Below are 13,001 nucleotides of genomic sequence, written 5' to 3'. Positions count from 1 at the left end.
ATGGAGGGTAGAATGGGATCCAATCGAGCCGACATGGAAGTTGAGTGCCCTATGCCTGTCATCACGGACGCAAGCCCTGCTTTGCAGGTGTCTGCTGCGGTCGAACGCGCAGATCTGTTCCCCATCCGTGAGGTCGCGCGGCTGACCGGCGTCAACCCGGTAACCTTGCGCGCTTGGGAGCGGCGCTATGGATTGATCCAGCCGACGCGCACCGAAAGTGGTCATCGGCTGTATTCGATGGCCGATATCGAGCGTGTTCGCAGCATCGTCGACTGGATTGATCGCGGTGTTGCCGTGAGCAAAGTCGGCAAGATTCTGGCCCGGACCGAGCCGCTTAAAGTGCTGGCACACCTCATCTCCGACGACTTGGTACAGGCCGATTATCGGCAATGGCAGGAGCAGATCCAGCAGGCGGTCAGCGCATTCGACGATCAGCAGCTGGATCGAGTCTACGGGCAGATCTTCTCTTCCTACGCACTGTCGGTGGTGTTTCAGGAGATTCTGATGCCTTTGTGGCGGCAATTGCTGCAACGTCAGGACGCGTTTGGACAAACCAGTGAGTGGCTGTTCTTCGATGGCTTCTTGCGGGTGCGGGTGCTGCAACGGATTATCATGCTGCGCGGCTCTCAGCCACGGCGGATCATCGTCAGCGCGCTGGCCGGGCAATGTCGTGAACTGGAGTTGCTGGTGGCCGCGCTGTTTCTCAGCGGCAACGATTGCGGCGTACGCCTGCTGCCCACCGGCCAGCCGTTCGATGAGCTGACGCTGGTCTGCGAAAAGGTCCGTCCTGAAGCACTGGTCGTGTTTTCAAACCACGCGCCCGGCACCGAATTGCCGCGGCGCCTGAAACGGCTGGCGCTGAGCCTCGATTGTCAGTTGATGCTGGCGGGCGACGCGTCGGATCTGGCGCAGGAGAGCCTGGCCGGATCTTCTATTGCGTGCCTGGGGAACGAAGGGACGACCATGCGGCAGCGCATGCTGCAGTTTCTGGCCGGGACGCTGGATACCTGACGCTCAGGCATGCAGGGCCGGATGCGTCAAGCGATGTTGTTGCAGGATGTACTGACGCAGGCGCTCGGTTTCGTCGGTGTCGGTCTGACTCAATTCGTAGGCGTAAAAACCGTTTTCGGTTTCCCGTTCGAAATTGCCGCGCAATGAAATCCGCTCGTAACCCGAAGGACTGAACCACAGCGCAAAGTGCTTGGGTGGTTTGGTCTTGTTGCGCACTTCCAGCAGCACGCCTTTGTGCGAAACCTCGTGGACCCACAACGTGCCGGGTTGTCCCTTGACGTTCTCCAGGGCGACCGGCTCTTCGAGCACCAGCCGCCAAGGCCGCACCATCGGACCGTCTTCGTAAATACTCGGCACGCCGAGGCGCAGGTGCAACGCGTGGAACTCGTCTTCGACCAGATGCAAGGGGAAGGTCATCTGCTGGTTTTCGAAGCTGGCCTGGATAGTCACCTGCTCATGAGCGGCCAGACGCGTGAGCAGGTCGCGGATCTGCGAACCACCGTTAACCAGCAGACTCGACGTTGCATCCCGCACATTCAGTTGCGGGTTGTGCTGCATGGTCTGGATGAAATCCAGCTCATCCTGGGTCAGGAGGGCGTCGCGTTGCATGGCGTGCTCGAAAGGTATAATTACAAAGTCATTGGTGATTGTAGTTAATGACCGTTAGTTCGCGGTTTTGTTTGCGCCGTTCGTCGCTTTGACCGCTGCCAGTTCGGCTTCCAGAGCCGCGACCTGGGCTTCGAGCTGAGCCACTCGTTGCTGAGCCTTGACCTGAACCGTTACATCCTTTTGCACACCGACAAAATAAGTCTGCCTGTCGTCAGCGTTTTTTACCGTCGAAAGCGACAGCTCGTTCCAGAACGGCGTGCCATCCTTCCGGTAGTTACGCAGGATTTCCCGACATGCGCCTCCCTCGCGCAAGGTGTCGCGGATCAAGCTCAGATTGTCCTGATCACGGTCTCCAGCCTGTAGAAACCGGCAGTCCTGATAAAGGATTTCTTCGCTGGTGTAGCCGGTCAGACGCTCGAACGCCGGATTGACGTAAATCAGAATGTTGTCCTGTTCGCCTTCCTTTTCCGCCACCACGATCCCGTCGTTCGATGCGTTTATTACCATTTGCAGCAAGCTGGCATTAATCATCCGTGAAGCCCTTTGCGAGTTATTGTCGGCTGCATTCTAGAAGAACCTTCGGTGCTGTCTACTGGCTATCGTCGCTTGTTGAGATTCGATCGCAGCGCAGCGCGTCGGACTGTTACTATCGGCGCTCTTTTTTTCAGTTTCAGGATCAGATTGATGAAAGTCGCCATCCTCTCCGGTTCGGTCTACGGCACCGCCGAAGAAGTCGCTCGCCACGCCCAGAACCTGCTGAAAGCCGCTGGCTTTGAAGCCTTCTACAATTCGCGCGCCACGCTGGCCGATATTGACGCGTTCGGCCCTGAAGCTTTCCTCGCTGTGACCTCGACCACAGGCATGGGCGAGCTGCCAGACAACCTGCAACCCTTGTATTCGGCTATCCGCGGTCAATTGCCCGCTGCATGGCGCGGCTTGCCGGGGGCGGTGATTGCCCTCGGTGATGCCAGTTATGGCGACACCTTCTGTGGCGGTGGCGAGCAGATACGTGAACTGTTCGCTGAACTGGGAGTGCGCGAAGTGCAGGAAATGCTGCGCATCGACGCCAGTGAAAGTGTTACCCCGGAGACCGATGCCGAGCCTTGGCTGGCAAAACTGATCGACACACTCAAGGGCTGACCGCGGTATTTACCAGGCGTCAAAAGCGCCGGCTCACTCGGGTTTCTGCAGATTCGCTGGCGTCGGTGCTTTGACAGGACGCCAGCGGTTTGCACCGCTGACTCGTTCAGTCATCAAGCTGGCTGCGAATGCAACTACGCGATGGCCTGCGTCTGACTAGACTGCTGACACCAGCAGAACAAGAAGAACGCAGAGGTGCACACAGTGAGCGTAGCCCCCGTCCCGTCGTCCCTTGACGTCAAAGACCAGGTCAGTGCTGCTGAGTGGCAGACCCGTGTTGATCTCGCCGCCTGTTATCGGCTGGTCGCCCTGCATGGCTGGGACGACCTGATCTTCACGCACATATCCGCCAAGGTGCCGGGCACCGAAGATTTCCTGATCAATCCGTTCGGTCTGATGTTCCATGAGATCACCGCCTCAAGCCTGGTGAAAGTCGACCAGGCCGGCAATAAACTCATGGCCAGCCCCTACGAAATCAACCCCGCCGGCTACACCATCCACAGTGCGGTACATGAGGTTCGGCACGACGTCGTCTGTGTCTTGCATACCCATACCGCGTCCGGTGTCGCGGTGTCGGCGCAACAGCAGGGCGTATTGCCGATCAGCCAGCAATCATTGTTCGTGCTGTCGAGCCTGGCCTACCACGCCTACGAAGGAGTGGCGCTGAACCATGAAGAGAAGGCGCGGCTGCAAGCTGATCTTGGCGATAACAATTTTCTGATGCTGCACAACCACGGTCTGCTGACCTGTGGCGGCACCATCGCCGACACTTTCCTGATGATGTTCACCTTTCAGCGCGCCTGCGACATTCAGGTCATGGCGCAGACCGGCGGTGCGCAGCTGATTGCCATCGAACCGCAGATCCTCGCGGGCGCCAAGGCGATGATTGCCGGCGTGACCAAAAGCGCTCAAGGCATGGGCGGCGCGCTGGCCTGGCCGGCGCTGCTGCGCAAACTGGATAAACAAGACCCCGGATATAAACTCTGATGCCTCTTGCCGAGATTCCTCTGTGTGTCTGGCGTAAACGCAGCCGGACGTTTGTCTTTCAGGGCCAGACGATCCGTTACTGGGTGGCCGGGCAGGGCGAGCCGCTGCTGCTGATCCATGGCTTTCCGACTGCCAGTTGGGATTGGCACTACCTGTGGCAACCGCTGGCCCAGCGCTATCGGGTGATCGCCTGCGACATGCTCGGTTTCGGTGATTCGGCCAAGCCGCTCAATCACCGCTACAGCCTGCTGGAACAGGCCGATCTGCAGCAGGCATTACTCAGCCATTTGCAGGTCGAGCAACCGGTGCATGTCCTTGCCCATGACTACGGTGACAGCGTCGCGCAGGAACTGCTCGCGCGGCACTACGAGGCGCGAATCGTCGTCGCCAGTTGCGTGTTTCTCAATGGCGGTCTGTTTCCGGAAACCCATCGCCCATTGTTGATGCAAAAACTGCTGCTAAGCCCGCTGGGCTGGCTACTGGGCCGCGCGTTCAGTCGCGAGGCCTTGGTCAAAGGTTTTCAGCGAATATTCGGCCCGCAGACCCAGCCGAGCGAAAGCGAACTGGACGATTTCTGGAGTCTGGTCGACAGCAACCGCGGGCCACGCATCATGCACAAACTGATTACCTATATCCCCGAACGCCGGGTCCAGCGCGAGCGTTGGGTGGCCGCCATGCAGCGCGGGGATGTTCCCCTGCGCGTGGTCGATGGTGCGGTCGACCCGATCTCCGGTGTGCACATGGTGGAGCGTTATCGCGAGCTGATCCCTGACGCGGACACGGTAGTGTTACCGGGCATTGGCCACTATCCGCAGATCGAAGCGCCGGTGCAGGTACTCGAGCACTATCTGGCGTTTCGCACCCATCTTGTATTGCCACCGCGCAAAGTCGCCTGTTCGTGATGACGCCGGGAGGACTTTCCTCCCAGCCCTCGGACCCTGGATCATCCCCCTGCCTTATCGCGCACCATTCAGCCTCAGTCGTATTCGTTGTGACCCAAAGCGCGGTGCCTGACACTCGGGATCATTATCCCTTGGCCAGCTGGAGTTGCCGCGATGAACGAGCCTGTGCGTTTCGAAGATAAAGTCGTGATTGTCACCGGAGCCGGTGGCGGACTCGGACGTGCTCACGCGTTGTTGTTCGCAAAACAGGGCGCCCGGGTGCTGGTCAATGACCTCGGTGGCTCGACTCAGGGCGAAGGCGCCAACGCGTCTGCTGCCGACCGCGTTGTCGCCGAAATTCGCGCCGCGGGAGGCACTGCCGAAGCCAACCACGACTCGGTCACCGACGGCGACAAACTGGTGCAAAACGCTCTCGATGCGTTCGGCCGCGTCGACGTGGTGGTCAACAACGCCGGGATCCTGCGCGACAAATCGTTTCACAAGATGGATGACGCTGATTGGGATCTGGTCTATCGCGTCCACGTCGAAGGTGCCTACAAAGTCACCCGTGCCGCCTGGCCGCATTTGCGCGAGCAAAACTACGGTCGGGTGATTTTCACTGCATCAACTTCGGGCATCTACGGCAACTTCGGTCAGTCCAACTACGGCATGGCGAAGCTCGGGCTGTACGGTTTGACGCGCACATTGGCAATTGAAGGTCGCAAGAACAACATCCTCGTCAACGCCATTGCCCCAACGGGCGGCACGCGCATGACCGAAGGCCTGATCCCGCCGCAAGTGTTCGAGCAACTGAAGCCGGAACTGGTCAGTCCGCTAGTAGTTTATCTGGCGAGTGAGCAATGTCAGGAGACGTCCGGGTTGTTCGAAGTCGGCGGGGGGTGGATGGGCAAAGTGCGCTGGGAGCGCAGCCTCGGCGCCGGGCTCGATCCGCGCGAGGGGTTTTCACCGGAAGATGTGGCAGCGCACTGGCAGCAGATTTGCGACTTCGAAGGTGCGGCGCATCCGCAGGACAATATTGAGGCGTTGAAGGAAATGATGGCGAATTTGCAGAAGTATTCGCTCTAGGTACTCAAACCACCCGGCTAATGAAGTGATAGTCGGGTGGATTTTTCTGTTTTAGTCGTAGCGTTTATCCGTCATGAACGCCGGCGGTGTCCAATTAGGACCTTTGATGGTTTTTCCATTTTCATCGTAGGACAAGACGCCTTTTCTGAACAACGACTGGTATGTGTCTATAAATACACGATGGGTAATAGTGTCCTGGCAATATTGCGCATACATTTGATCGATGCGCATGGTGTGGAAACACAGTGCAAAAAGTGAAATGACGTCCGCAATCGGTTCGTTCTTTACGATTTGCTCGATCCGGTTCATTGGTTTGTTCCTCTAAGCAGATGTTGATATCTTCGGTTCTGTTGGCTCCTGCCCGAGCCGCGTCCGACATCGCAACACAACTTCATCGCTGCCCGACCGGGGTGGAGACCACCAAGCTTGGACGTGGTGGCCGATATCGCTGTCTAGGAGTACGTTTTGTCAGTCATGAACTTTGGTGCTCGCCAGTTAGGTCCTTTGACGGCAATCGGCCCGTTGCCATTAGCTAACACGCCTTGTTCGAAAAGACGCGCATAGGTTTTTAGCAGCTCACCGCTCGCAATAACTTCGTATCTATAACGCCCAAACATTCTGTCCAAAGACGGGATGGCGGAGCCGAGTGCGAACACGGTCAGTACATCTTCCACTGACTCATTCTTTACGATTTTCTCGATAGTGGTCATCGGCCAAGTCCTCAGGCAGTTGCATGCTCTCGTTGATCTTGAGTATTCATTGCTTTAATTGCCGGCTTGATGGTCAATTACCTTTTTCTGAATATTTATCTTCAGTTAAAAATTTTGGAGCTTTCCAGTTGGGGCCTTTAATCGGAACGGGACCGTCTCCATTAGCGAGCACTCCGTCTTCGAAAAGCTGCGTGTAGATTTTCAGAAGTTCACCGTTGGCAATAAGCTCGAATTTATAGCGACCAATCATTCTATCCAGCGACGGATACGCCAGTCCGATTCCGAAGGCTGTCAAAACGTCCACCACAGGTTCGTTCTTTATAATCTTCTCGATCCGGCTCATTGCTTTGTTCCTTTAACCAGTTGTTCATATATCCGGGCGGTTTGGCTGTTTCCTGCCCGAACCGCGTCCGGTGAGTACAAGACATGCTCGTCGCTGCCCAGTTTGTAGTCCTCCAAAGTCGCAGCGTGGGCATTGTTCCACACCGGAGATCCGCTATCAGGTTTGAAGTCATCCGTAAGTTGCATCGCCCGAAATCTTTCCAACTCGCGAATCTCATGAGTGTAATAGCGTAAATCCGTATCGGTGAGTTCCCGGTCTCCGCTCAAAATTCTTTCCAGACGTTGAATCATGATTTCGTTGGCATCTGATTGGTCAAGCCTGGCGATATGTAATTTCACAGCGTCGATGCCGGATCGAGTGATCGTCGCCGTATGCCAATCCAAATCGAGGATCGGCCCTCCAGCTTGCTCGGGATTGAAGCCGCGCCCGCTGTATTTGCCTTTAACCGTTGCTCCTTCGTAAGGGTCGCTGAACACCACATACAACGGCGCAATCCCCGAGTCATCGGGAAACACGATGATGAATCTTTCCCAGCCTTCAACCAGAATCGGATTCAGATCCAGCCGGCCTTCAAGTGGGACAATCGGAGCACCTGAATAGGCAGGAGAGTCGGTGTCGACCATGGGTGACTCGGTCGAGCTGTCCCCCGGCGAGGTGGCCGGTGTCCAGGTCAGAAAGTCCGTCGGCGAATGCGGCAGCGCGAGTTCATACACGTCGTTGAGCAAGTCGTAAGCCGCGTTCAGGACCAGCACACTTGAGCGAATATGAAAGTTGTCGGTCGAGGCCACGAATACTTCCGCGCCAATACCGCTTGGCCTTACGCCCAGGCCCACGGCCATCTCCAGTGCGCCTTGGCGATCGGCTATTTCGCGCAGTGTTTGCGCAGACTCCGATGACAGTTCGGAAAATGGCACGCTCACGGCAAACCGCTCGCCATTGCCCAGGCGTGATGGCATCAGCACGGCCGCGAAGCCAATCAGCACCGGACTGCCGAACAGTGCGGCTCCCGTCGCGGTGACAGTCATTAACGCCGTGCGCATTGCGGTGAGAATGGCGGAGGACGTTGCTGGACTGAGGCGAATGGCGGTTGAGGCGAAGGAGAACGCCGGAGCGGTGGAAGCCACTGGTCCTGATGCCGGGTACACCTGTTGCATTTCGGCGGGATGAAGGCTTTGCTGTTGAGTCGCGTCGATGCGCTGTTCCATTTCAGCCTGAAGACGACTCTGTTCTGCAGCTGCAGCCCGGGCCTCGGCTTCTGCCTGCGCTGCTTTCAAGGCAGCTGTTCGTACTTTTTCCTGAGCTTCAGCTTCGGCATTGATTCGTGCCGTTTCGGCAGCGGCACGCGCCTGCTCGGCAGCCAGGCGCCGTTGCTCCGCCAGTGCAGCCAGCCGTACCTGCTCACGTGCACGGATTTCTGTCTGTTCCTGCTCAAGGCGTGCAGCTTCGACGAGGTCTCTCAGGCGTTTCTGTTCAGCGGCTATGCGCGCTTGCTCGGCTGCCACGCGCTGTTGCTCAGCGAGTGCAGCCAGCCGAGCCTGCTCCCGCGCGCGAATTTCTGCTTGTTCCCGCTGACGACGTGCAGCTTCGGCGATGTCTCTCTGGCGTTGCTGCTCGGCGGCGATTCGCGCTTGCTCGGCAGCCTGGCGCGCGGCTTCTGCCGCAGCGGCCTGGGCATGGTCGTTGGCTTGCACGGCAGCCAGCCAGTTGTGCACGTTGACTTGCTGCTCGTGCAAAAGCGCCAGTTGCCGGGTCAGCAGTTTTGCTTGCAGGGCTGCGCGGTAGGATTGTTTCCACAGCGTCATGCCCGGCCCGTCGGGTCTTAGGGTTTTATCAACAACCTGTGCGCGGGAAAGAAATTGATCGGCGCTTTTATTGGTGGGGTCGCTTCCATAAAAACCGTGGGACAGGTGGGTCTGATGTTGCAGTTCCGCGCTTTTACGCTGGATAAGTTTGTTGCGCACGCCAAGCTCACGGATTATCGCGGCCGCCGGTGGTAGTGGATGAGTCGACTCTTCCTGGCGTGTTGCGGCTAATTGCGCTTCAAGGGTCTGGGGGATCTGGGTGGTACTGGTCTGGAACTCTCTTTCCAGAATGCCGATGTGACTTTGCAGGATCGGTTGATAACGCGCGGAGTTGCGAGTCGTACTAAAAGTGCCGTTGTAACGATGGCTGCCTATTGAAGGCCTCGCGGGATTAATGTGGTCCGGTGCGATAGCTGTCGTGTGAACAGGTTCAGTTAGTTCCCACGGCGGAGGCTTTTGCATATTCATATCCTTTTGAATGTGCGTGACAGGTGCGCAGAACGCGATGATCCATTGCTGGTTTATAAGCGTCATCAGCGAATAGTTGATGCGTTTCAAGTTACAACAGATCCGCAGGTAACGAATCCGAGAAAGTTGTCAGTAAGAGGGAGTTGGTTTGAAGGTGCTTTCGCTGTTTTTTAACAGCGAGCTAATTGTTCCTCGGCAAGAAGAGAAATATCTGATAGTGGTCTCGGAAACGTTGTAGGACCAGAGTTTCGATATTTTCAACAGGCATAAAAAAGGCCGCTGCAAACGCAGCGGCCAAAGTAAGACGTTGGATCAAGGAGCTACAAATCAACGTCAGTGAACAGCGGGCGACAAAGCGAAATCATCGATTCATCTGAAACCTGTCAGCGGCGGCTTGAGTTACGCAAAGGCCAGCGCTTCGTGCTTTGCGGCTTACCCGTGAAAGCGCCTTCAGAATACGGTCTCAATCCTGTAGGAAAAATACCGATTCCGGACATGCACTGTTACGGGGCATGCAACAGTCCGCCGGCCCCGGACCGCACCATGGACCTGACTGATGATTGTTCATCCAGCCGATCCATGGACGGCGCAATGGCGCGCCTCGGCAGGGCATTCATCCTTTCGAGCGACAGCGCGAATACCTCCTTGGTGCGCTTATCGACCTGACATCCCGGCAGTAGGGTGGGGCCTTCTGTCACTCACCGGGGAAGACGCATGACAAAAACAACAATGCGCGCCATCTTCACACCGCAGGCGCTGGCAGCCGCGGTGACGCTGGGCTGCTGCTCCCAGGCGCACGCGGTTGCATTCAATATCGGCGAAATCGAGGGGACGTTCGACTCGTCGCTGTCGATCGGGTCCAGTTGGGGCATGCGCGATGCCGACAAGTCGCTGGTCGGCACGGTCAACGGTGGCACCGGGCAATCCTCGACCGGTGATGACGGACGCTTGAACTTCAAGAAGGGCGAAACCTTCTCGAAGATCTTCAAGGGCATTCACGACCTTGAATTGAAGTACGGCGATACCGGCGTATTCATACGTGGCAAGTACTGGTACGACTTCGAACTCAAGGACGAAGATCGCGAGTTCAAACAGATCAGCGACAGCGGCCGCAAGGAGGGCGCCAAGTCCTCTGGCGCGCAGATTCTCGATGCCTTCGTTTACCACAACTACACCATCGCGGATTTGCCAGGCACGGTGCGTGCCGGCAAGCAGGTGGTGAGTTGGGGCGAAAGTACCTTCATCGGCAACTCCATCAATAGCATTAACCCGATCGACGTTTCCGCATTCCGTCGCCCGGGTGCCGAGATCAAGGAAGGTCTGATCCCGGTAAACATGCTGTTTGGTTCACAGAGCCTCACCGACAAACTGTCCATCGAAGGTTTCTACCAACTGGAGTGGGACCAGACGGTCCTCGACAACTGCGGCACCTTCTTCGGCGTTGACGTGGCGGCGGACGGCTGCAACAACGGCTATACCGTCGGCAATCCGGCCATTGCCCCGCTGGTGCCGTTGACCACCGCGTTCGGCCAAGGCATTCAGGTCACCCGTGAGGGCGTGGTGATTCCCCGTGGCGGCGATCGTGACGCGCGTGATTCCGGGCAGTGGGGCACGGCGCTGCGCTGGCTTGGCGAAGACACCGAGTACGGCCTCTATTTCATGAACTACCACAGCCGCACACCAAACGTGGGCACCACCACCGCGGGCCTTTCGACCCTGGCGGCGCTGCCGGGCATGGTCGGCATTGCCAACGGTCTGGCGCCGGGCAGCGGTGCCGGTCTGGCGCAGAGTGTGATGCTCGGGCGCGGCAGCTACTACCTCGACTATCCGGAAGACATTCGCCTGTATGGCGCCAGTTTCTCCACCACGCTGCCGACCGGCACCGCGTGGACCGGCGAGATCAGCTACCGCCCCAACGCACCGGTGCAGGTCAACACCAACGACCTGACCCTGGCGCTGCTCAATCCGATTGCCGGCGGCACGGCGTCGCCACTGGCCACCGCGCCAGGTGCTGACAACAAGGGCTATCGCCGCAAAGAAGTGACGCAAGTGCAGAGTACCCTGACGCACTTCTTCGATCAGGTCCTGGGCGCCGAGCGCCTGACCGTGGTCGGCGAAGCGGCGGTGGTGCATGTCGGTGGCCTGGAGTCGCGCAGCAATCTGCGTTACGGCCGCGACTCGGTGTACGGCCAGTACGGGTTCGGCGGCGACACTGACGGTTTCGTGACCTCGACGTCGTGGGGCTACCGCGCCCGCGCCATCCTCGATTACGCCAACGTGATTGGCGGGATCAACCTCAAACCCAACCTGTCCTGGTCGCACGATGTCGCCGGCTATGGCCCCAACGGCCTGTTCAACGAAGGCGCGAAAGCGATCAGCGCCGGGATCGATGCCGACTACCGCAACACCTACACCGCGAGCCTCAGTTACACCGATTTCTTCGGCGGCGATTACAACGTCCTTGAAGACCGTGACTTCGTGGCCCTGAGCTTCGGCGTGAACTTCTGATCTGCCCGAGAAGGATGACTGCAATGCGCAAAATGATTCTGCAATGCGGGGTGTTGGCCCTGAGTCTGCTGGCGGCCAATGTGATGGCGGCGGTGTCGCCGGACGAAGCGAACAAACTCGGCACCAGCCTGACCCCGCTGGGTGCCGAGAAGGCCGGCAACGCTGACGGCTCGATTCCCGCGTGGACCGGGGGTATCCCGAAAAACGCCGGCGCGGTGGACAGCAAAGGCTTTCTCGCCGACCCGTTCGCCAATGAAAAACCACTGTTCACTATCACCGCAGCGAACGTCGATCAGTACAAAAGCAAGCTCTCCGATGGCCAGGTGGCGATGTTCAAGCGCTACCCCGAAACCTACAAGATCCCGGTCTACCCGAGCCACCGTACTGTCGCCGTGCCGCCGGAAATCAATGAATCGGCCAAGCGCAGTGCACTGAATGTGACCACCATCAACGACGGCAACGGCCTGGCCAATTTCACCGGCAACCGCTACTACGCCTTCCCGATTCCGAAGAATGGCGTCGAGGTGCTGTGGAACCACATTACCCGTTATCACGGCGGCAACCTGCGCCGGATCATCACCCAGGTCACGCCACAGACCAACGGCAGCTACACACCGATCCGCTTCGAAGAAGAGATCGCCGTGCCGCAACTGATGAAGGAAATCGACCCGGAAAAAGCCGCCAATGTGCTGACGTTCTTCAAACAGTCGGTGACCGCGCCGGCGCGCCTGGCGGGCAACGTGTTGCTGGTGCACGAAACCCTCGATCAGGTGAAGGAGCCACGGCTGGCCTGGATCTACAACGCCGGCCAGCGCCGGGTACGCCGTGCGCCGCAGGTAGCGTATGACGGGCCGGGTACGGCGGCGGACGGTCTGCGCACGTCGGATAACTTCGACATGTTCTCCGGCGCGCCGGATCGCTATGACTGGAAACTGGTCGGCAAGAAGGAAATGTACATCCCGTACAACAGCTACAAGCTCGACTCGCCGAAGCTCAAGTACGACGACATCGTCAAGGCCGGGCACATCAATCAGGACCTGACACGCTATGAGTTGCACCGCGTGTGGGAAGTGATCGGTACGGTCAAGCCCAACGAGCGGCATATCTACGCCAAGCGCCACATGTACATCGACGAGGACAGCTGGCAGGTCGCACTTGTCGACCACTACGACGGGCGCGGCCAGCTGTGGCGAGTAGCAGAGGGGCATGCTCAGTTCTATTACGATCACCAGACGCCGGCCTACACCCTTGAAGCGCTCTACGACATCATTGCCGGCCGCTACATTGCCCTGGGCATGAAGAACGAAGAGAAGCACAGCTTCGAATTCGGCTTCGAAGCCAAGGCCGCCGATTACACACCTTCGGCGTTACGCGCCGAGGGCGTGAGGTAACTGCTCTGCGACGAAGCTGTACACAAGGCGACCGCACGGTCGCCTTTTTTATGGCCGTCAATCAG

General features: G+C 58.2%; 13 protein-coding genes. 7 read left to right on the top strand and 6 right to left on the bottom strand.

From position 1 onward, the window contains the following. Window positions 1–51: 51 nt before the first annotated feature. Window positions 52–1,011, top strand: a complete 960-nt coding sequence (locus tag HU739_RS13020; RefSeq protein ID WP_186547229.1) for a MerR family transcriptional regulator — start codon at window positions 52–54, stop codon at window positions 1,009–1,011. 3 nt (window positions 1,012–1,014) lie between these two features. Here HU739_RS13020 and HU739_RS13015 read toward each other — a convergent pair whose 3' ends face one another. Both HU739_RS13015 and HU739_RS13010 read right to left on the bottom strand, forming a co-directional pair. After that, a complete protein-coding gene (locus tag HU739_RS13015) occupies window positions 1,015–1,620 on the bottom strand; it encodes a hypothetical protein (RefSeq protein ID WP_186547228.1) in 606 nt (201 codons plus the stop codon). A gap of 54 nt (window positions 1,621–1,674) precedes the next feature. Continuing rightward, on the bottom strand, window positions 1,675–2,151 hold the full coding sequence (locus HU739_RS13010; protein WP_186547227.1) for a PAS domain-containing protein: 477 nt from the start codon (window positions 2,149–2,151) through the stop codon (window positions 1,675–1,677). Between the two features lie 153 nt (window positions 2,152–2,304). Between HU739_RS13010 and HU739_RS13005 the strand changes: the two genes are divergently transcribed. From HU739_RS13005 to HU739_RS12990, 4 genes are all read left to right on the top strand, one after another. Beyond that, window positions 2,305–2,760 carry a flavodoxin gene (locus HU739_RS13005; protein ID WP_186547226.1) on the top strand — a complete coding sequence of 152 codons (456 nt, stop codon included), beginning with the start codon at window positions 2,305–2,307 and terminating at the stop codon, window positions 2,758–2,760. A gap of 204 nt (window positions 2,761–2,964) precedes the next feature. Further along, complete coding sequence (locus HU739_RS13000) at window positions 2,965–3,747, top strand: class II aldolase/adducin family protein (protein ID WP_186547225.1); 783 nt, start codon at window positions 2,965–2,967, stop codon at window positions 3,745–3,747. Then, a complete protein-coding gene (locus HU739_RS12995; RefSeq protein WP_186547224.1) occupies window positions 3,747–4,649 on the top strand; it encodes an alpha/beta fold hydrolase in 903 nt (300 codons plus the stop codon). The genes HU739_RS13000 and HU739_RS12995 overlap by 1 nt, the downstream gene beginning before the upstream one ends. A 153-nt stretch (window positions 4,650–4,802) precedes the next feature. Continuing rightward, window positions 4,803–5,714: an SDR family oxidoreductase gene (locus HU739_RS12990; RefSeq protein WP_186547223.1), complete on the top strand. Its 912-nt coding sequence runs from the start codon at window positions 4,803–4,805 to the stop codon at window positions 5,712–5,714. 51 nt (window positions 5,715–5,765) lie between these two features. Here the strand turns inward: HU739_RS12990 and HU739_RS12985 are convergent, their stop codons facing one another. The 4 genes from HU739_RS12985 to HU739_RS12970 all read right to left on the bottom strand — a co-directional run bounded on the left by HU739_RS12985 (window position 5,766) and on the right by HU739_RS12970 (window position 9,127). Beyond that, window positions 5,766–6,023: an immunity protein gene (locus HU739_RS12985; RefSeq protein ID WP_186547222.1), complete on the bottom strand. Its 258-nt coding sequence runs from the start codon at window positions 6,021–6,023 to the stop codon at window positions 5,766–5,768. A 143-nt stretch (window positions 6,024–6,166) separates the two neighbouring features. Then, entirely contained in the window at window positions 6,167–6,424 is a 258-nt protein-coding gene (locus HU739_RS12980; protein ID WP_186547221.1) for an immunity protein, read from the bottom strand. Window positions 6,425–6,497: 73 nt separating this feature from the next. Beyond that, the gene (locus HU739_RS12975; RefSeq protein WP_186547220.1) at window positions 6,498–6,767 is read right to left on the bottom strand and encodes an immunity protein; all 270 of its coding nucleotides are present in this window, start codon (window positions 6,765–6,767) and stop codon (window positions 6,498–6,500) included. Continuing rightward, window positions 6,764–9,127 (bottom strand): S-type pyocin domain-containing protein, encoded by a 2,364-nt coding sequence (locus HU739_RS12970; protein ID WP_225922834.1) that lies wholly within the window; start codon window positions 9,125–9,127, stop codon window positions 6,764–6,766. Before HU739_RS12970 ends, HU739_RS12975 begins: the two co-directional genes overlap by 4 nt. Before the next feature lie 624 nt (window positions 9,128–9,751). On the opposite strand from HU739_RS12970, the gene HU739_RS12965 reads away from it, so the two are divergent. Both HU739_RS12965 and HU739_RS12960 read left to right on the top strand, forming a co-directional pair. Beyond that, on the top strand, window positions 9,752–11,545 hold the full coding sequence (locus HU739_RS12965; protein WP_186547219.1) for a DUF1302 domain-containing protein: 1,794 nt from the start codon (window positions 9,752–9,754) through the stop codon (window positions 11,543–11,545). 23 nt (window positions 11,546–11,568) lie between these two features. After that, window positions 11,569–12,936, top strand: coding sequence for a DUF1329 domain-containing protein (locus HU739_RS12960; protein ID WP_186547218.1), 1,368 nt, complete (start codon window positions 11,569–11,571; stop codon window positions 12,934–12,936). The last annotated feature ends 65 nt before the right edge of the window (window positions 12,937–13,001 follow it).

The sequence above is a fragment of the Pseudomonas hamedanensis genome (genome assembly GCF_014268595.2).
Classification (GTDB): Bacteria; Pseudomonadota; Gammaproteobacteria; order Pseudomonadales; family Pseudomonadaceae; genus Aquipseudomonas; species Aquipseudomonas hamedanensis.
Note: the sequence above shows the minus strand (reverse complement) of the source record. Positions and strands in the feature narration are given on the sequence as shown.